14 protein-coding genes are annotated in these 19,442 nt (G+C 74.3%); 1 reads left to right on the top strand and 13 read right to left on the bottom strand.

Translation table 11 applies throughout. From position 1 onward, the window contains the following. Positions 1-42 precede the first annotated feature (42 nt). Positions 43-1,602, top strand: a complete 1,560-nt coding sequence (locus tag ACI79H_RS06430; protein WP_456553548.1) for an aminotransferase class I/II-fold pyridoxal phosphate-dependent enzyme — start codon at positions 43-45, stop codon at positions 1,600-1,602. On the opposite strand, the gene ACI79H_RS06425 is transcribed toward ACI79H_RS06430, so the two are convergent. The 13 genes from ACI79H_RS06425 to ACI79H_RS06365 all read right to left on the bottom strand — a co-directional run bounded on the left by ACI79H_RS06425 (position 1,580) and on the right by ACI79H_RS06365 (position 19,433). Continuing rightward, positions 1,580-2,452, bottom strand: coding sequence for an acyl-CoA thioesterase (locus ACI79H_RS06425; protein WP_456553547.1), 873 nt, complete (start codon positions 2,450-2,452; stop codon positions 1,580-1,582). The two genes, ACI79H_RS06430 and ACI79H_RS06425, sit on opposite strands and share 23 nt — an antisense overlap. Beyond that, the gene (gene pyk, locus ACI79H_RS06420) at positions 2,449-3,864 is read right to left on the bottom strand and encodes a pyruvate kinase (protein ID WP_456553546.1); all 1,416 of its coding nucleotides are present in this window, start codon (positions 3,862-3,864) and stop codon (positions 2,449-2,451) included. Before pyk ends, ACI79H_RS06425 begins: the two co-directional genes overlap by 4 nt. A gap of 65 nt (positions 3,865-3,929) precedes the next feature. After that, complete coding sequence (locus ACI79H_RS06415) at positions 3,930-5,420, bottom strand: glutamate synthase subunit beta (protein ID WP_456553545.1); 1,491 nt, start codon at positions 5,418-5,420, stop codon at positions 3,930-3,932. Further along, the gene (gene gltB, locus ACI79H_RS06410) at positions 5,413-10,101 is read right to left on the bottom strand and encodes a glutamate synthase large subunit (protein ID WP_456553544.1); all 4,689 of its coding nucleotides are present in this window, start codon (positions 10,099-10,101) and stop codon (positions 5,413-5,415) included. Before gltB ends, ACI79H_RS06415 begins: the two co-directional genes overlap by 8 nt. Positions 10,102-10,444: 343 nt before the next feature. After that, positions 10,445-11,392, bottom strand: a complete 948-nt coding sequence (gene lgt, locus ACI79H_RS06405) for a prolipoprotein diacylglyceryl transferase (protein ID WP_456553543.1) — start codon at positions 11,390-11,392, stop codon at positions 10,445-10,447. After that, the gene (gene trpA, locus ACI79H_RS06400) at positions 11,389-12,192 is read right to left on the bottom strand and encodes a tryptophan synthase subunit alpha (protein WP_456553542.1); all 804 of its coding nucleotides are present in this window, start codon (positions 12,190-12,192) and stop codon (positions 11,389-11,391) included. The genes lgt and trpA overlap by 4 nt, the downstream gene beginning before the upstream one ends. After that, positions 12,189-13,538 carry a tryptophan synthase subunit beta gene (gene trpB, locus ACI79H_RS06395; protein ID WP_456553541.1) on the bottom strand — a complete coding sequence of 450 codons (1,350 nt, stop codon included), beginning with the start codon at positions 13,536-13,538 and terminating at the stop codon, positions 12,189-12,191. The genes trpA and trpB overlap by 4 nt, the downstream gene beginning before the upstream one ends. A gap of 43 nt (positions 13,539-13,581) precedes the next feature. Beyond that, complete coding sequence (gene trpC / locus ACI79H_RS06390) at positions 13,582-14,391, bottom strand: indole-3-glycerol phosphate synthase TrpC (protein WP_456553540.1); 810 nt, start codon at positions 14,389-14,391, stop codon at positions 13,582-13,584. Positions 14,392-14,547: 156 nt separating this feature from the next. After that, positions 14,548-15,177: a Trp biosynthesis-associated membrane protein gene (locus ACI79H_RS06385; RefSeq protein ID WP_456553539.1), complete on the bottom strand. Its 630-nt coding sequence runs from the start codon at positions 15,175-15,177 to the stop codon at positions 14,548-14,550. Beyond that, entirely contained in the window at positions 15,174-16,667 is a 1,494-nt protein-coding gene (locus tag ACI79H_RS06380) for an anthranilate synthase component I (protein WP_456553538.1), read from the bottom strand. The genes ACI79H_RS06385 and ACI79H_RS06380 overlap by 4 nt, the downstream gene beginning before the upstream one ends. Beyond that, positions 16,664-17,050 carry a phosphoribosyl-AMP cyclohydrolase gene (gene hisI / locus ACI79H_RS06375; RefSeq protein ID WP_456553537.1) on the bottom strand — a complete coding sequence of 129 codons (387 nt, stop codon included), beginning with the start codon at positions 17,048-17,050 and terminating at the stop codon, positions 16,664-16,666. The genes ACI79H_RS06380 and hisI overlap by 4 nt, the downstream gene beginning before the upstream one ends. A 26-nt stretch (positions 17,051-17,076) precedes the next feature. Beyond that, on the bottom strand, positions 17,077-17,775 hold the full coding sequence (locus ACI79H_RS06370; protein WP_456553536.1) for a hypothetical protein: 699 nt from the start codon (positions 17,773-17,775) through the stop codon (positions 17,077-17,079). Then, the gene (locus ACI79H_RS06365) at positions 17,772-19,433 is read right to left on the bottom strand and encodes an FAD-binding dehydrogenase (RefSeq protein ID WP_456553535.1); all 1,662 of its coding nucleotides are present in this window, start codon (positions 19,431-19,433) and stop codon (positions 17,772-17,774) included. The genes ACI79H_RS06370 and ACI79H_RS06365 overlap by 4 nt, the downstream gene beginning before the upstream one ends. Between the last annotated feature and the right edge of the window lie 9 nt (positions 19,434-19,442).

Genomic DNA, 19,442 nt, shown 5'->3' with positions numbered 1-19,442 from the left:
GGCCACGTGCACGCGCTCCCGGCCGGTCCCTAGGGTGAACGGGTGACCGAGCCCGCGCCGCACATGACGCCCGAGCAGTTCCGGCAGCACGGCCACGAGGTCGTGGACTGGATCGCCGACTACTGGGCGCGGATCGGCTCCTTCCCGGTGCGGTCGACGGCGGCGCCCGGGGACGTGCGCGCCGCGCTGCCGGAGGCCCCTCCCGAGCAGGGGGAAGCCTTCGCCGAGGTGCTGGCGGACCTCGACCGGGTCGTCGTCCCCGGCCTCACGCACTGGCAGCACCCCGGCTTCTTCGGGTACTTCCCGGCCAACACCTCCGGGCCCTCGGTGCTCGGCGACCTGGTCTCCGCGGGACTCGGCGTGCAGGGCATGTCCTGGGTGACCAGCCCGGCCGCCACCGAGCTCGAGCAGCACGTCATGGACTGGTTCGCCGACCTGCTCGGTCTGCCCGCCTCCTTCCGCAGCTCCGGGACCGGCGGCGGCGTCGTCCAGGACTCCAGCTCCGGCGCCAACCTCGTCGCCCTGCTGGCGGCCCTGCACCGCGCCAGCGGCGGCGCCACCCTCCGCCGCGGCGTCGACCCCGAGCGCGCCACCGTCTACGTCTCCGCCCAGACCCACTCCTCCATGGAGAAGGCCGTCCGCATCGCCGGCCTCGGCACCGACGCCGTGCGCATCGTCGAGGTCGACGGCGACCTGGCCATGGACCCGGTCGCGCTCGCCGCCCGCATGGAGCGCGACGTCGCCCGCGGCTACACCCCCGTGCTCGTGTGCGCGACCGTCGGCACCACGGGGACCACCGCCGTCGACCCGCTGGCCGCGATCGGGCCGGTCTGCCAGGAGCACGGCGCGTGGCTGCACGTCGACGCCGCGTACGCCGGCGTCAGCGCCGTCGTCCCCGAGCTGCGCGGGCTGCAGGACGGCGTCGAGTGGGCCGACAGCTACACCACCGACGCGCACAAGTGGCTGCTCACCGGCTTCGACGCCACGCTCTTCTGGGTCGCCGACCGGGCCGCCCTCACCGGCGCCCTGTCGATCCTCCCCGAGTACCTGCGCAACGCGGCCACCGACGCCGGCACCGTCGTCGACTACCGCGACTGGCAGGTGCCCCTGGGCCGGCGGTTCCGGGCGCTCAAGCTGTGGTTCGTGCTGCGCTGGTACGGCGCCGAGGGGCTGCGCGCACACATCCGCGGTTCCGTCGCGCTCGCCCAGGAGCTGGCCGGGTGGGCCGAGGCCGACGAGCGGTTCGACGTCCTCACCCCGCACCCGCTGTCGCTGGTCTGCCTCACCCCGCGCTGGCCGGCCGAGGTCGACGCCGACGTCGCCACCATGACCCTGCTCGAGCGGCTCAACGACGGCGGCGAGGTGTTCCTGACCCACACCACCGTCGGCGGCCGCGCCGTCCTGCGGGTCGCGGTGGGCGCGCCGACGACGACCCGCGCGCACGTCGAACGGCTCTGGACGCTGCTGCGCGAGGGCCACGACTGGCTGGCCGCCGACTTCGCCGCCCAGGCCGCCGAGCAGGCCGCCGCCCGCGAGGCCGCGCGCGCGGCGGCCGCCGCGGAGGCCGAGCGCGCCGGGCTCAGCTCGGCAGCGGGCGGATGAGCCCCTGCTGGGTCACGGTCGCGACGTGGGTGCCGTCGGCGGCCCAGATCTGGCCGAAGCACAGCGCCCGCCCGTGCGAGGCCGCCGGGCTGTCGGTCTCGTAGAGGAACCACTGGTCGGCGTGGACGGCCTCGTGGAACCACACCGCGTGGTCGAGGCTGGAGCCCATCGTGCGGCCCCAGCCGCCACCCATGCGCGCGGTCCCGGCGCCCAGCAGGCTCAGGTCGCTGGCGAAGGTCAGCGCGGCCGCGTGCACCGCCTGGTCGTCGGGCAGCTCGCCGGCGACCCGCATCCACGTCCAGGACTTGGTGTCCGGGTAGGACTTCGGCGTCCGGTCGAACGGGTGCTCCAGCAGCCGCTGCTCCACGGCCTGGCCGATGCTCCGCGCGGCCCGGCCCTCCTCACCGCGGGCGGCCAGCAGCTCCTCGAACGTGGGCAGGCTCTCCGGCGCCGGGACGTCGGGCATCGGGAGCGCGTGCTCGGCGTAGGGGGTCTCCCCCGCCGAGGCGTCGGCCGTGAGCGCGAAGATCGCGACGTCCTTCTCGCCCCGGCGCTGCCAGGCCACCACCCGGCGGGTGCTGAACGTGCGGCCGTCGCGCATCCGCTCGACCCCGTAGCGGATCTCCTCGTTGGGGTCACCCGGCCGCAGGAAGTACGAGTGCAGCGAGTGCACACCTCGGCCCTCGGGCAGGGTGCTGGCCGCCGCCATCAGGGCCTGACCGGCCACCTGGCCGCCGAAGATCCGCTGCATGCGGGTGTCGGGCGTCTTGCCGACGAAGACGTCGGGGTCGCGCTCCTCGAGCACGAGCACCGACATCAGCGCCGCCGCCTGCGAGCCGTCGGCGCTCACGAGTCGGTCCCGACCTCGTGCACGCGGATCAGGTTGGTCGAGCCCGTGGTGTTGGGCGGGCTGCCCGCCACGACCACGACGCGGTCACCGACCTTGAGCCGGCCGATCGACAGCAGCGAGAAGTCCACCTGGGCGACCATGTCGTCGGTGTGCGACACCGTGGGGACGAGGAAGGTCTCCACGCCCCAGGTGAGCGCCAGCCGGCTGCGCACCCGCGGGTCGACGGTGAAGGCCAGCAGCGGCTGGCGGGGGTGCAGCGCGGAGAGCCGCCGGGCGGTCTCGCCGGTCTGGGTGAAGGTCGCGAGCGCCTTGACGTCGAGCGCCTCGCCGACGTCCTTGGCGGCGCGCACGATGGCCCCGGACCGCGAGCGGGAGCGGCGGGCCACCTCGGGCACCGGCGCGTGGTCGCTCTCGACCGCGTCGATGATCCGCTCCATCGTGCGCACCGCGGCGATCGGGTGCGCGCCGACCGACGTCTCGCCCGACAGCATCACCGCGTCGGCGCCGTCCAGCACGGCGTTGGCGACGTCGGAGGCCTCGGCACGGGTGGGCCGCGAGTTGACGATCATCGACTCGAGCATCTGGGTGGCCACGATGACCGGCTTGTTGCGCTCCCGCGCGGCCTGGATGGCGCGCTTCTGCACCAGCGGCACCCGTTCCAGCGGCAGCTCGACGCCCAGGTCGCCGCGGGCCACCATGATGCCGTCGAAGGCCTCGACGATCTCGTCGAGGCGGTCGACCGCCTCCGGCTTCTCGAGCTTGGCGATGACCGGGACCTCGACGTCCTCCTGGCGCATGATCTCGCGCACCAGCTCCGCGTCGTCGGCCGAGCGGACGAAGGACAGCGCGATGAAGTCCACGCCCAGGCGGAGGGCGAAGCGCAGGTCTAGCTCGTCCTTGTCCGACAGCGCGGGCACGCTCACCGCCACGCCGGGCAGCGACAGCCCCTTGTTGTTCGACACCGGGCCGCCCTCGATCACCAGGCAGGTGACGTCGGGACCCTGCACCGAGAGCACGGTCAGCGCCAGCTTGCCGTCGTCGACCAGCAGCCGGTCGCCGACGCGGACGTCGTTGGCCAGGTCCTTGTAGGTGGTCGACACCCGCTCGGCGGTGCCCTCGACGTCGTCGACGGTGATGACCACCTGGCTGCCGGTGGGCCACTCCACGGGGCCGGCGGCGAAGGTGCCCAGGCGGATCTTGGGGCCCTGCAGGTCGGCGAGGACGGCGACGGCGTGGCCGGTGCGGTCGGAGGCCTCGCGCACCCGCTGGTAGGCGGTGGCGTGGTCCTCGTGCGCGCCGTGGCTGAAGTTCAGCCGGGCGACGTCCATGCCGGACTCGGCGAGGGCGACGATCTGCTCCGGGGAGCTGGTGGCCGGACCCAGGGTGCAGACGATCTTGGCGCGGCGGGACATGGCCAGAACGCTAGTAGGGCGGCCCGGTACCCGCTGGTACCGGGCCCCGGGCCGCCCTGTGACTTCTAGCGGAGGGCCACGGCCGTGGGCGTCACCGGGCGCGGCAGGGAGGAGGCGCCGGTGAGCCAGGTGTCGGCGGCGGCCGCGGCGGCGCGGCCCTCGGCGATGGCCCACACGATCAGCGACTGCCCGCGGCCCATGTCGCCGGCCACGAAGACGCCGGGCACGGTGGACATGAACTCGGCGTCGCGCACGACGTTGTCGCGCTGGTCCATCTCCACGCCGAGGTTCTCGAGCAGTCCCTCGCGCTGGGCGCCGGTGAAGCCCATGGCCAGGAAGACCAGGTCGGCGGGCAGCTCGCGCTCGGTGCCCTCGACCTTCTGGAACCGGCCCTCGACCCGCTCGACCTCGTGCAGCAGCAGCGCCCGGACGTTGCCGGAGTCGTCGCCCACGAAGCGCTCGGTGTTCACCGAGTAGAGCCGCTCCCCGCCCTCCTCGTGCGCGCTGGAGACGCGCATGATCATCGGGTAGGTCGGCCACGGGTTGGAGCCGGTGTCCCGGCGGTCCGGCGGCGCCGGCATGATCTCCAGCTGCGTGACCGAGGCCGCGCCCTGGCGGTGCGCGGTGCCGAGGCAATCGGCCCCGGTGTCACCGCCACCGATGATCACCACGTGCTTGCCGGCCGCGTTGATCGGCGGGTCGTCCAGCTCGCCGAGCGCCTGCCGGTTGCCGTAGGGCAGGTACTCCATGGCCAGGTGGATGCCGGCCAGCTCCCGCCCCGGGGCCGGCAGGTCGCGGCCGACGGTCGCGCCCCCGGCCAGGACCACGGCGTCGAAGTCGGCGCGCAGCTGCTCGGTGGACAGGTCGTCGGCACCCGAGCCGCCGACGTCGACCCCGGTGACGAAGCGGGTGCCCTCGGCGCGCATCTGGTCCAGCCGCCGGTCCAGGACGGACTTCTCCATCTTGAACTCGGGGATGCCGTAGCGGAGCAGCCCGCCGATGCGGTCGGCCCGCTCGTAGACGGTGACCTCGTGCCCGGCGCGGGTCAGCTGCTGGGCGGCGGCCAGCCCGGCCGGCCCGGACCCGACGACGGCGACCTTCTTGCCCGTGCGCTCGGTCGGGGCGAGCGGGGCGACCCAGCCCTCGTCCCACGCGCGGTCGATGATCTCCCACTCGATCTGCTTGATGGTGACCGGCGACTCCTGCAGGTTGAGCACGCAGGAGCCCTCGCACGGCGCCGGGCACAGCTTCCCGGTGAACTCCGGGAAGTTGTTGGTCGCGTGCAGCCGCTCGATGGCGTCGTGCCAGTCGTCGCGGCGGGCCAGGTCGTTCCACTCCGGGATCAGGTTGGCCACCGGGCACGCGTGGTGGCAGAACGGGATGCCGCAGTCCATGCAGCGCGCCGCCTGCTTGCGCACCTCGGCGGTCGGGAAGAGCGGGTCCTCGCCGTTCTCCCGCGCCGAGTAGACGTCCTTCCAGTCGCGGATGCGGACCTCGACCGGCCGCCGCGGCGGCAGGCCCCGCTCGAACTTCAGGAATCCGGTGGTGTCAGCCACGAGCTGCCTCCATGACGGCGAGATCGACGTCGGTCCCGTTGGCCTCGGCCATGCGCTGCGCGTCCAGCGCCCGCTTGTAGTCCCGCGGCATGATCACGCTGAACTGGGCCGACCAGCGGCCCCAGTCCGCGAGCAGGGCGTGCGCGACCGGGGACTCGGTCTCCTCGGCGTAGCGCACCAGGACGTCGCGCAGCCACTGGGCCGACTCGGCGTCCAGCGTCTCGATGTCCACCATCTCGCCGTTGACCCGGTGGCGGGCCAGGTCGAGCACGTAGGCCACGCCCCCGGACATGCCGGCCGCGATGTTGCGCCCGGTGGCACCGAGGATGACCGCCCGGCCGCCGGTCATGTACTCCAGCGCGTGGTCACCCACCCCCTCGACGACCGCCAGCGCCCCGGAGTTGCGGACGCAGAAGCGCTCGCCGACGCGGCCGCGCAGGAAGATCTCCCCGCCGGTAGCGCCGTAGCCGATGACGTTGCCGGCGATGACGTTGTCCTCGGCGGCGAACGTCGCCTCGCGCGAGGGCCGCACGACGATGCGGCCACCGGACAGGCCCTTGCCGACGTAGTCGTTGGCGTCGCCGTAGAGCCGCATGGTGATGCCGCGCGGCACGAACGCGCCGAAGGACTGCCCGGCCGACCCGCCGAAGGTGAGGTCGATGGTGCCGTCGGGCAGGCCCTCGCCGCCGAAGCGGCGGGTGACCATCGAGCCCAGCATCGTGCCGACGGTGCGGTTCACGTTGCGCACCGGCAGCTCGAGGCTGACCGGCCGCGCGTCCAGGAGCGCGCCCTCGCACAACTGGATGAGCGTCTGGTCCAGCGCGACGTCCAGGCCGTGGTCCTGGTCGCGCACCTTCCGCAGCGGCGCACCCTCGGGCAGCTCCGGCACGACGAGCAGCGGGCTGAGGTCCAGACCGGCGGCCTTCCAGTGGTCGACCGCCTTGCGGGTGTCCAGCAGCTCGGCGTGGCCGATCGCCTCGTCCAGCGAGCGGAAGCCCAGCTCGGCGAGGTACTCGCGCACCTGCTCGGCCAGGAACTCGAAGAACGTGACGACGAACTCCGGCCGGCCGGTGAAGCGCTTGCGCAGCTCGGGGTTCTGCGTGGCGACGCCCACCGGGCAGGTGTCGAGGTGACAGACCCGCATCATCACGCAGCCCGAGACGACCAGCGGAGCGGTGGCGAAGCCGTACTCCTCCGCACCCAGCAGCGCGGCGATGACGACGTCGCGGCCGGTCTTCATCTGCCCGTCGGCCTGGACGGTGATCCGGTCGCGCAGCCCGTTGGCCAGCAGCGTCTGCTGCGTCTCGGCCAGCCCCAGCTCCCACGGGGACCCGGCGTGCTTGAGCGAGGTCAGCGGGGCGGCACCGGTGCCGCCGTCGTGACCGGAGATCAGCACCAGGTCGGCGTGCGCCTTGCTCACGCCCGCCGCGACGGTGCCGACGCCCACCTCGGCGACCAGCTTGACGTTGATCCGCGCCTGGTCGTTCGCGTTCTTCAGGTCGTGGATGAGCTGCTTGAGGTCCTCGATGGAGTAGATGTCGTGGTGCGGCGGCGGGCTGATCAGGCCGACGCCGGGCGTCGAGTGCCGGGTCCGCGCCACCCACGGGTAGACCTTGCCGCCGGGCAGCTGGCCGCCCTCACCGGGCTTGGCCCCCTGCGCCATCTTGATCTGGATGTCGTCGGCGTTGACCAGGTACTCGCTGGTGACGCCGAAGCGCCCGCTGGCCACCTGCTTGATCGCCGAGCGGCGCAGGTCGCCGTTCGGGTCCGGCGTGAACCGGTTCGGGTCCTCGCCGCCCTCACCGGTGTTGGACTTGCCGCCCAGCCGGTTCATCGCGATGGCGAGGGTCTCGTGCGACTCCTGCGAGATGGAGCCGTAGCTCATCGCACCGGTCTGGAACCGGCGGACGATCTCGCTGACCGGCTCGACCTCCTCGATGGGGACGGGCGGGCGCACGCCGGTGCGCAGCTCGAACAGCCCGCGCAGCGTGCCGGCCTCCAGGCTCAGCCCGTCCACGGTGTCGGTGTACTTCCGGAACACGTCGTACTGCCGCGAGCGGGTGGCGTGCTGCAGCAGGAACACCGTCTCGGGGTTGAACAGGTGCACCTCGCCCTCGCGGCGCCACTGGTACTCGCCGCCCACCTCGAGCCGGCGGTGCGCGGTCTCCGTGGGGTTCTCCGGGTACGCGCGGCGGTGGCGCATCGCCACCTCCTCGGCGAGGACGTCGATGCCGACGCCGCCCAGGGGCGCGGAGGTGCCGGTGAAGTACTCGTCGACGAGCTCCTGGGACAGGCCGACGGCCTCGAAGATCTGCGCCATCGTGTACGAGCCGACGGTGCTGATACCCATCTTGCTCATGACCTTGAGGACGCCCTTGCCCAGCGCCTTGACCATGTTGCGCACGGCCTGCGCGGGCTCCACGCCGGTGAGCGCGCCGTCGCGGATCAGGTCCTCGATCGACTCGAAGGCCAGGTAGGGGTTGACCGCGGCCGCGCCGTAGCCCAGCAGCAGCGCGACGTGGTGCACCTCGCGGCAGTCGCCGGACTCGACGACGAGCCCGACCTCCATGCGGGTCTTCTCGCGCACCAGGTGGTGGTGGACCGCGGCGGTCATGAGCAGCGACGGGATCGGCGCACGCTTCTCGTCGCAGTCCCGGTCGGAGAGCACGATGATCCGGGCGCCGGCGGCGATCGCCTTCGACACCTTGGTGCGCAGGTCCTCGACGGCCTTGGCCAGGGCCGGGCCGCCACCGTTGACGTCGAAGTGGCCGGTGATCCGGACGGCGGCGTAGCCGGGCAGGTCGCCGTCGTCGTCGATGTGCAGGATCTTGGCCAGCTCGTCGTTGTCGATGACCGGGAAGGGCAGGAACACCTGGCGGGCCGAGGCCGGGGTGGCCTGGAGCAGGTTCTGCTCGGGGCCGAAGGTGCGGCCCAGGCTGGTCACCAGCTCCTCGCGGATGGCGTCCAGCGGCGGGTTGGTCACCTGGGCGAAGAGCTGCCCGAAGTAGTCGTAGAGCAGCCGCGAGCGGTCCGAGAGCGCCGCGATGGGGGTGTCGGTGCCCATCGAGCCGATCGGCTCGGCGCCGGAGGCCGCCATCGGCTGGACGAGGACGCGCAGCTCCTCCTCCGTGTAGCCGAACAGCGCCTGCCGGCGGACGACGGACTCGTGGCTGGGCCGCGAGCGGCGGCGCTCGGGCAGCGCGGGCAGGTGCACCAGGCCGGCGTGCAGCCAGTCGTCGTACGGGTGCTCGGCGGCCAGCGCGCCCTTGACCTCCTCGTCGGAGACGATCCGCCCCGACGAGGTGTCCACGAGGAACATCCGGCCCGGCTGCAGCCGACCCTTGGCGACGACGTCGGCGGCGGGGATGTCCAGCACGCCGACCTCGCTGGCCAGCACGACCAGGTCGTCCTTGGTGTGCCACCAGCGGCCCGGGCGCAGCCCGTTGCGGTCGAGGACGGCGCCGATGAGCGTGCCGTCGGTGAAGCAGACCGCGGCCGGCCCGTCCCAGGGCTCCATGATCGAGGAGTGGAACCGGTAGAAGGCCCGGCGGGCCGGGTCCATCTCGTCGTGGTTCTCCCACGCCTCCGGGATCATCATGAGCACCGCGTGCGGCAGCGAGCGGCCCGACAGGTGCAGCAGCTCGAGCACCTCGTCGAAGGTCGCCGAGTCGCTGAAGTCGCTCGCGGTGACCGGGAAGATGCGCTCCAGCCCGAGCTCGGAGGCCGGACCGGCCGGGCCGTCGAACAGCTCGGTGGCCAGCTTCGCCTCGCGGGCCCGCATGCGGTTGCGGTTGCCCTTGATGGTGTTGATCTCGCCGTTGTGCGCGATGAAGCGGAACGGGTGGGCCAGCGGCCAGCTCGGGAAGGTGTTCGTCGAGAACCGGCTGTGCACCAGGGCGATCGCGGACTCGTAGCGGTCGTCGCGCAGGTCGGGGAAGAACAGCGGCAGCTGGTCGGTGGTCAGCATGCCCTTGTAGGTGATCGTCCGCGACGACAGCGAGGCGATGTAGAGGGAGCTGCCCGCGTCGACGGCCGCGCGCTCGGCACGCTTGCGCAGCACGAAGGAGCGGCGCTCCAGGCGGGTCACGCCGTTGCACTCGACGTTGCCGCCGAAGGCCGTCGCGTCGGCCCGCGCGCCCATGGTCTCGGCCACGAACAGCTGGGCGAAGTGCGGCATGACCGCGCGCGCCGTCGGGCCGAGGTCGGCGCCGTCGGGGTCGATCGGGACGTCGCGCCAGCCGAGGACGGTCAACCCTTCCTCTGAAGCAATAGCGGCGAGCTCGTCATAGCGGGCGGCGCGCTCGGCCTCGTCGGCCGGCATGAAGGCGATCCCGACGGCGTACTCGCCGGCCGGCGGCAGGTCGAACCCGACAGTGGCGCGCAGCAGACCGTCGGGGACCTGGGTGAGGATCCCGGCGCCGTCCCCGGAGTTCGGCTCGGCGCCGGCGGCGCCGCGGTGGTCGAGGTTGTGCAGCGCCGTGAGGCCCTTGGCGACGATGTCGCGAGAGCGACGGCCCCGGGCGTCGGCCACGAAGGCCACGCCGCAGGCGTCCTTGTCGTTGGCAGGGTCGTAGAGCCCGGTCTTCGGGGGCACGGCGGAGAAGGGCACGGCGGTGCCGCGGACCGCGGCCTGCGCTCCGGTCTCGGAGGTCGCAGCGGCGGGGGCGGTGAGGTCTGACATGTCACTCCCGTCGTCGGCAGGTCCGGCCCTCGGAGGAGGGCCGGGTCGGGCGGTGAGGCCCGGGCCGGTGGTCAAGGGCGGCGAAGCTGGCGGCACGTGCGAGGAAGAGCAGCCACCGGCGGAGGAACGTACGCCTCCCGACCGACGACGAACTCGCGAGCCCCACGGGTGGTGACCGACGGGGCTGTCGTGCGCGGGGCGACGCTGGCCCGGTTCCGACGAGGGCGACCCCGCCGGGGTCGCCGGAGGGTCTGCAGGCAGGGTACACAGCCGTAACACGGCTCCAGGAGTGAGAAACATCCCCTGCGGCACGTCGGCAGGAACACTGCGGTGGCTGTCCGGCTCAGGCCGGTCCGCCGGGTCCGGCGCCGTCGCTGCGGGTGGATCCGCCCTCGGGCACGGCGTCCTCGCGCGCCGCCGCCTCCGCCCCGCCGGCCCCCTCCGGCATGCCGGAGTCCTCCGCGGCGCGGTCGGCGCCCCGGGTGATGACCTCGCGGGGGCGGCCGCGCTGCCAGACCAGGTAGGCCACAGCGAGCAGCCCCACGACGACGCAGGTGACGACGTTGAGCCGGACGCCGAGGACGCGGTTGGCGTCGTCGATGCGCAGCAGCTCGATCCAGAGCCGGCCGGTACAGTAGAGCGCGACGTAGAGGGCGAACGCGCGGCCGTGCGACAGCCGGAACCGGCGGTCGGCCCAGATGACGACGGCTGCCGCCGCCAGGTTCCACAGCAGCTCGTAGAGGAACGTCGGGTGGAAGGTCTCGAACGCCTCGTAGCCGGTCTGCCGGTACGCCGGGTCGATCTCCAGGGCCCAGGGCAGGTCGGTGGGCCGGCCGTAGAGCTCCTGGTTGAACCAGTTGCCCAGCCGGCCGATCGCCTGGGCGACCAGCAGGCCGGGGGCGATCGCGTCGGCGAAGGCGGGCAGCGGGATGCCCCGCCGGCGGCAGGCGATCCAGGCGCCGACGCCGCCGAAGAAGATGGCGCCCCAGATGCCGAGCCCTCCCCGCCAGATCGCGAAGGCCTCCAGCGGCTCGCCGCCCTCGCCGAAGTAGGCCTGGGGGCTGGTCAGGACGTGGTAGATCCGGCCGCCGATGATTCCGAAGGGCACCGCCCACACGGCGATGTCCAGCACGTCCTCCGGCGCCCCGCCGCGCGCCCGCCACCGCCGGTCGGTCAGCCAGATCGCGGCGAGGATGCCCGCGATGATGGCCAGCGCGTAGGCGCGCAGCGGGAACGGGCCGATCTCCCACACGCCCTGGGACGGGCTCGGGATCGAGGCGAGCACGGTCATGCCGGCACCCCCGCCCGGCGGACGCCGTCGGCCAGGTCGGCGGTGAGGGCGCGGACGCCGTCGGCGCCCCGCCCCTCGAGCAGCTCGCGGACGTAGGCCGAGCCGACGATGACGCCGTCGGCGAAGGCGGCGATCTCCGCGGCCTGGGCGCCGTTCGAGACGCCGAGCCCGACGCACAGCGCCATGCCGGGCGCCGCCTCCCGCGTGCGGGCGACCAGCGTCCGTGCGGCGTCCCCGACGGTCGCCCGGGTGCCGGTCACCCCCATGGTCGAGGCGACGTACACGAAGCCCCGGCTCGCAGCGGTCGTGGAGCGCAGCCGGGCGTCCGTGGACGACGGCGCGACCAGGAAGACGCGGTCCAGGTCCGCCTGCTCGCTGGCGGTCAGCCAGGCGCCGGCCTCGTCCGGGATGAGGTCGGGGGTGATGGCCCCCGCTCCCCCGGCGGCGGCCAGGTCGGTGGCGAACCGCTCCACGCCGTAGCGCTCGATCGGGTTCCAGTAGCTCATGACGACGGCGGCGGCACCGGCGGCGGCGACCGCCTCGACCGCCCGCAGCACGTCGCGCATGCCGACGCCGGCCCGCACCGCGACCTCGACCGCCTCCTGGATCACCGGCCCGTCCATGCCTGGGTCGCTGTAGGGGACGCCTATCTCGACCACGTCGGCGCCCGCCTCGACCATGGCGACCATGGCCTCGATGGAGCCGTCGACGTCGGGGTAGCCGACGGGCAGGTAGCCGATCAGCGCCGCCCGCCCCTCCGCCTTCGCCGCGTCGATCCGCGCCGCCAGCAGGCTGCTCACGCCGTCTCCCCCGCGTCCTGGCCGGACACGGCCTCGTCGTTGCTGACCGCGCCCTCGGTGGGCTGCTGGTCGGTGTCCAGGCCCGGGCCCGGGTCGACCTCCTCGCGGTCGCCCAGCCCGAACCAGCGCGACGCCGTCTCGACGTCCTTGTCGCCCCGGCCGGAGAGGTTCACCAGGAGCAGGGCGTCCGGCCCGATCTCCCGGCCGAGCCGCAGCGCGCCGGCCAGGGCGTGCGAGGACTCGATCGCCGGGATGATGCCCTCGGTGCGGCACAGCAGCGCGAAGGCCTCCATGGCCTCGGCGTCGGTGACCGGGCGGTACTCGGCTCGGCCGATGTCGTGCAGGTAGGAGTGCTCGGGCCCGACGCCCGGGTAGTCCAGGCCGGCGCTGATCGAGTGCGACTCGATGGTCTGGCCGTTCTCGTCCTGCAGCAGGTAGGACCGCGCCCCGTGCAGCACCCCGGGCGAACCGCCGGTGATCGTCGCCGCGTGCCGGCCGGTGTCCACGCCGTCGCCGGCGGCCTCCAGGCCGAGCAGCCGGACGCCCTCGTCGGGGACGAAGGCGGTGAAGATCCCGATCGCGTTGGAGCCGCCGCCGACGCAGGCGAGCACGGCGTCGGGCAGCCGGCCCTCCCGCTCGAGCACCTGCGCGCGGGCCTCGTCGCCGATCACCCGCTGGAAGTCGCGCACCATCGCCGGGAAGGGGTGCGGCCCGGCGACCGTGCCGAACACGTAGTTCGTCGTCTCCACGTTGGTGACCCAGTCGCGGAACGCCTCGTTGATCGCGTCCTTGAGCGTGCGGGAGCCGGTGGTCACCGGGATCACCTCGGCGCCCAGCAGCCGCATCCGCGCCACGTTGAGCGCCTGCCGCCGGGTGTCCTCCTCGCCCATGTAGACGGTGCAGGACAGCCCCATCAGCGCGGCGGCGGTGGCGGTCGCGACGCCGTGCTGGCCGGCGCCGGTCTCGGCGATCACCCGGGTCTTGCCGATGCGCTTGGTCAGCAGCGCCTGGCCCAGCACGTTGTTGATCTTGTGCGAGCCGGTGTGGTTGAGGTCCTCGCGCTTGAGCAGGACGCGGGCGCCGCCGGCGTGCGCGGCGAACTTCGGCACCTCGGTGACCGGGCTGGGCCGGCCGGTGTAGTCGCGCTGCAGGCGGGCGAACTCCTCGAGGAAGACCGGGTCCACCCGCATGGCCTCGTAGGCCTCGGTCAGCTCGTCGAGCGCGGCGATCAGCGCCTCGGGCACGAAGCGGCCGCCGAAGACGCCGAAGTGGCCGGTGGCGTCGGGCCAGCCCGGGCGCGCCGGGAGGGACAGGTCTCCGGGCTGCGGTGGGCTGGTCGTCGTCATGCGCCCAGTGTCCCGCGTGCGGCGGACCGGCAGGGGCAGGGGGTCAGCGGGTCGTGCGCGGCGTGGCGGGGTGCGCCCCGGCCGTGACCAGGTCGGCCACGGCCTGACGGGCGTCGCCGGCGGTCACCAGCCCCTCCCCCACGAGCACCGCGTCGGCACCCGCCGCCGCGTAGCCGATGAGGTCGTGCGGTCCGCGGACGCCGGACTCGGCGACCTTGACCACCTCCGAGGGCAGCCCGGGGGCGATCCTCTCGAAGGTGGAGCGGTCGACCTCCAGCGTGGTGAGGTCGCGGGCGTTGACCCCGATGACCGCGGCGCCGGCGGCCAGCGCGCGGTCGGCCTCGGCCTCGGTGTGCACCTCGACCAGGGCGGTCATGCCGAGGGACTCGACCCGCTCCAGCAGGCCGGTGAGGGCGTTCTGCTCCAGTGCGGCGACGATGAGCAGCACGACGTCGGCACCGTGCGCCCGCGCCTCGTGCACCTGGTAGCTGCTGACCACGAAGTCCTTGCACAGCACCGGGACGTCGACCACGGCGCGCACCGCGTCCAGGTCGGCCTGCGAGCCGCCGAAGCGGCGGCGCTCGGTGAGCACCGAGATGACCCGGGCACCGCCGGCGGCGTACTGCCGGGCGAGCTCCGCGGGGTCCGCGATGTCGGCCAGCTCGCCCTTCGAGGGACTGCGGCGCTTGACCTCGGCGATGACCCCGACGCCCGGGGCGCGCAGCGCGGCCAGGGCGTCCAGCGCCGGCCGGGCGTCGCGCGCGGCGGCCTTGACCTCGACCAGGGGGGTGAGCGCCTCGCGGGCGGCGACGTCCTCCCGGACGCCGGCGACGATCTCGTCGAGGACGTTCACGGGGTCGTCCCCACCGGCGCGGTCGCCCGCCCGCCGCTCGTTCGCACTGCCTGTCGCACGTCGTCCCCTCACCAGCCGGATCGGTGGGCTCACTCTAGAGCGGGCACCGATCCGGCCCTGGTGAGGGGGCCGTCGGCGCGACCGCAGCCCGCTGCGCTACGCCTCCCGCGGGGAGTCGGTGGGGTCCTCGCCGCGGTCCAGCGCCTTCCACGCGTCGACCGCGCGGTCCTCGTCGGTGCGCGGGCGGGCCGGCGCGGCGGCAGCAGCGGTCCCTGCGGCGGCGCCGGCGCGCTCGTAGCGGCGGCCCATCGCCGGCCACCCGCGGCCGCGCAGCACGGTGACCGCCCCGGTGGCGACGGCGACCAGGCCGGCCAGCACGGCGAGCACCGGCCAGACCGCGGACACCTCGGCGCCGGTGCCCGTCACCGTGGCACCCGCCAGGCCGGGCAGGTCGGTGCCCGCGTCGTCCAGGCCGCCGGTGAGGGCGCGCAGCCCGGACCAGGCCAGCGCGCCCCCCGCGGCGGCGGTGAGCAGCCCGACGCCGACCCGGCCGGCGCCGCGCACCGCGAGCAGCGCGACCGCGGCGGCCAGCAGCACCAGCCCGGCGGCCGGCACCAGGGGGGCGGCCTCGGAGCCGGACAGCTCGGCGCTCACCGGGGGCAGCGGCGCCCGCCGCTCCGCGGTGACCGACGCCCACGCCTGGCCGCCGGCGACGAGCGCCAGCGCTCCGGCGAGCACCGCGCCGAGCACCGCCGCCGTGAGCTCGCGGCGGCCCTCCGCGCTCACAGCTCGCGCAGCCCTTCGGCCCGCGCGATCGCCGACAGCACCGCCCGCGCCTTGTGCCGGGTCTCGGCCTCCTCGGTCGCGGGGTCGCTGTCGGCCACCACGCCGGCGCCGGCCTGCACGTAGGCCCGGCCGGCGTGCAGCACCGCGGTGCGGATCGCGATGGCCATGTCCATGTCGCCGCTGGCGTCGACGTAGCCCACGGTGCCGGCGTACAGCGCCCGCCGGGTGGGCTCGAGGCTCTCGATGATCTCCATGGCGCGCGGCTTGGGCGCACCGGAGACGGTGCCGGCCGGGAAGGTCGCGTCGAAGACGTCGAGGGCGTCGTGCCCCGGCGCGACCTCACCGGCGACCGTCGAGACCAGGTGCATCACGTGGCTGTAGTGCTCGACCCGCATGAAGTCGGGCACCTCGACCGAGCCCGGCACGCACACCCGGCCCAGGTCGTTGCGGGCCAGGTCGACCAGCATCACGTGCTCGGCGCGCTCCTTGGGGTCGGCCAGCAGCCCCTCGGCGAGCCGGACGTCCTCCTCCGGGGTCGCACCCCTCGGCCGCGTGCCGGCCGGCGGGTGGACGACGGCCGACGTGCCGGTCACCGTCACCAGCGCCTCCGGCGAGGACCCGACGACGTCGAACGGCGACTCCCGGCCCTCGAAGCGCAGCAGGTACATGTACGGCGAGGGGTTGGTGGCCCGCAGCACCCGGTAGAGGTCCAGCGCGTCCGCGCTGGTCGTCGTCTCGAAGCGCTGCGCGAGGACCACCTGGAAGGCGTCGCCGGCACGGATGTGCTCCCGGATCCGCTCGACGCCGGCCTCGTAGACCCCGGGCGCCATGTTGCTGGTGACCTCCGGGACCTCCGCCTCGCCGAGCACCGCCACCCCCGGCGGGACGGCGCGGGTGAGGTCGGCGGCCATCGCGTCCAGCCGGGCCACCGCGTCGTCGTAGCCGGCGTCGCCGCCGCGCAACGCGTTGGCGATCAGCAGCACGGTGCCGTCGGAGTGGTCGAGCACCGCCAGGTCGGTCACCAGCATCATCGCGAGCTCGGGCATGCCGAGGTCGTCGGTGCTGGTCTCCGGCAGCCGCTCCAGCCGCCGGACGACGTCGTAGCCCAGGTACCCGACCAGCCCGCCGGTGAGCGGCGGGAGCCCCGGCGTCCGCGGCGAGCGCAGCCGGCGGGCCAGCGTGCGCACGGCGGCCAGCGGATCGGCCGGCAGGGCGTCGGTGAGCCCGGGGATCTCCTCCCCCAGCCACTGCGCGACGCCGCCGCGCTCGGTGAGGACACCGGCGCTGCGGGCGCCCACGAAGCTGTACCGCGCCCAGCGCTTGCCCTGCTCGGCGGACTCCAGCAGCACCGTGCCGGGCCGGTTGCGGGCCAGCTTGCGGTAGATGCCGACCGCGGTCTCGCTGTCGGCCAGCAGGCGGCGCACGACGGGGACCATCGGCCGGTCGAGGGCGAACTCCTCGCGCGCCGGCGTCGCGACCCCGGACGTCATGCGCCGGCCGCCGCGCGTTCGCCGGTCACGCTGGGCAGCACCCGGAAGAAGCAGTTCGGCGCGCCGGTGTGGCAGGCCGGGCCCTCCTGGTCGACGAGCACGAGCAGCGTGTCGCCGTCGCAGTCCAGGCGCACCTCGCGGACCCACTGGCGGTGACCGGAGGTCTCGCCCTTCACCCAGTGCTCCTGCCGGCTGCGCGACCAGTACGTCGCCCGCCCGGTGGTGAGGGTGCGGCGCAGCGCCTCGTCGTCCATCCACGCGACCATGAGCACCTCGCGGGTGTCGTGCTGCTGGACGACCGCGGTCACCAGACCGTCGGGGCCGCGGCGCAGCGCGGCGGCGAGCTCGGGGTCGAGGGCGGACTCGGACGGGGCGTCGGGCATGCCCGCCAGTCTGCCGTGTCCTCCCGTCAGGCCGGTGGGGCGGTGAACCAGCGCCGCGCCACCCCGCTGAGCAGCAGCCCGAGGGCGACGGCGGGGAGGACCAGGAAGAACAGCGAGAACGCCGCCAGCGACCCCTCGCCGTCGCCGCCGCCGAGCGTCCCGAGGACGTCGAGCAGCCGGCCGGCCCAGTACAGCGCGATCACCACCTGGACGACGAGCGCGCCGGCCAGCAGCCGGTAGGCCGTCGGGGTCCGGCGGTTGAGCGCGAGGACGCCGCCCGCCACCAGCAGGACCACCGACGCCAGCTGGACGACGGCGAGCACCGTGCCCTCGGTGGCCAGCGAGCGGGCGGTCTCGGAGGTGTAGACGCCGGGCCGGCCGCTGGAGGCGATGTCGGCGACCGAGGCGAAGAACCAGACGTAGAGCGAGGCGATGAGCACCACGACCGCCTGCACGAAGGCGAGCACCGCCGGCGCGACCACCTGCCCGGGCATGCGCTCGCGCGGCGGGCCCCACGGCTGCGGACCGTAGGGCGCCGGTCCCCAGGCGGGCTGCCCCCACGGCGGCGGCGCGCCGTAGGGCTGCTGGTAGGGCTGCTGACCCCACGGCGGAGGAGCCGCGTAGGGCTGCTGCGGGGGCGGCTCGGTGCGCGGCGGGCCGGGGTAGGGCTCGACGGGCCCCGTCGGGTCCGACCAGGGGTCCCGCTCGCCCGGCGGCCCGCTCACAGGGCGGCCGCGACGGCGCGGCCGGCGGTCCGGCCGGAGAACAGGCAGCCGCCGAGGAAGGTGCCCTCCAGGGAGCGGTAGCCGTGCATGCCGCCCCCGCCGAAGCCGGCGACCTCGCCCGCGGCGTACAGGCCGGGGAAGACCTCGCCACCGGGCCGCAGCACCCGGCCGGACAGGTCGGTCTCCAGACCGCCGAGGCTCTTGCGCGTGATGATGTTCAGCCGGACGGCGATGAGCGGACCGGCCTCCGGGTCGAGGATGCGGTGCGGCTGGGCCACCCGAATGAGCTTGTCCCCGAGGTAGCTGCGGGCCCCGCGGATGGCGGTGACCTGCAGGTCCTTGGTGAAGGGGTGGGCGATCTCCCGGTCGCGGGCCACGATCTCGCGCTCGAGCGCGTCCAGGGCGATCTCCGGCGTGCCGCCGGTGATGCGGTTCATCCCGGCGACGAGCTCGGGCAGCGTGGTCGCGACGACGAAGTCCTCGCCCCGGTCGAGGAAGGCCTGCACCGGTGCCGACACACCGGCCCGCGCGCGGTTGAGCAGCAGCTTGACGTCCTTGCCGGTGAGGTCGGGGTTCTGCTCGGAGCCCGAGAGCGCGAACTCCTTCTCGACGATCTTCTTCGTCGTGACGAACCAGGTGTGCTCGTGCCCGGTGGTGCCGATGTGCGCGAGCGTGCCGAGGGTGTCGAAGCCGGGGAACAGCGGCACCGGCAGCCGGCGGCCGGTCGCGTCGAACCACAGCGACGAGGGCCCGGGCAGGATGCGGATGCCGTGCTGCGCCCACACCGGCGAGTGGTTGGCGATGCCCTCGGTGTAGTGCCACATGCGGTCCTCGTTCACCACGCTGGCACCGGCGGCTGCCGTGGCCTGCAGCATCTTCCCGTCGACGTGCGCGGGGACGCCGGAGAGCATCCGCTGCGGCGCCGGGCCGAGCCGGGCCGGCCAGTTGCGCCGCACCAGCTCGTGGTTGCCGCCGATGCCGCCCGAGGTGACGACGACGGCCTGCGCGCCGATCTCGAACGGCGCGACCTCCTCGCGCGAGCTGGCCTCGCCGCGGGCGACGCCGCTGGGCTCGAGCACCGCACCGCGCACGCCGGTCACGGCCCCGCCGGTGACGACCAGCTCGGACACGCGGTGGCGGAACCGCAGCTCGACCGTGCCGGCCTCCACCGCGGCCCGGACCCGCCGGATGAAGGGGCCGACGACGCCGGGTCCGGTGCCCCAGACGATGTGGAAGCGCGGCACCGAGTTGCCGTGGCCGGTGGCGGTGTACCCGCCGCGCTCGGCCCACCCGACGACCGGGAAGAAGCCGATGCCCTGCTCCTTGAGCCACGACCGCTTCTCCCCCGCGGCGAACTGCAGGTAGGCCTCGGCCCACTGCCGCGGCCAGTGGTCCTCGGTGCGGTCGAAGGCGGCCGTGCCGAACCAGTCCTGGCGGGCCAGCTCGAGGGAGTCGTGCACCCGCAGCCGGCGCTGCTCCGGGGAGTCGACGAGGAAGAGCCCGCCGAAGGACCACCAGGCCTGCCCGCCGAGGCTCGCCTCGGGCTCCTGGTCGACCAGGACGACCCGCTTGCCGGCGTCGGCCAGCTCGGCGGTGGCCACCAGCCCGGCGAGGCCCGCTCCGACGACGACGACATCTGCCTCGGTGTTGTTGTCCACGGCAGCGAC

This window comes from Blastococcus sp. SYSU D01042 (assembly GCF_054050515.1).
Note: the sequence above shows the minus strand (reverse complement) of the source record. Positions and strands in the feature narration are given on the sequence as shown.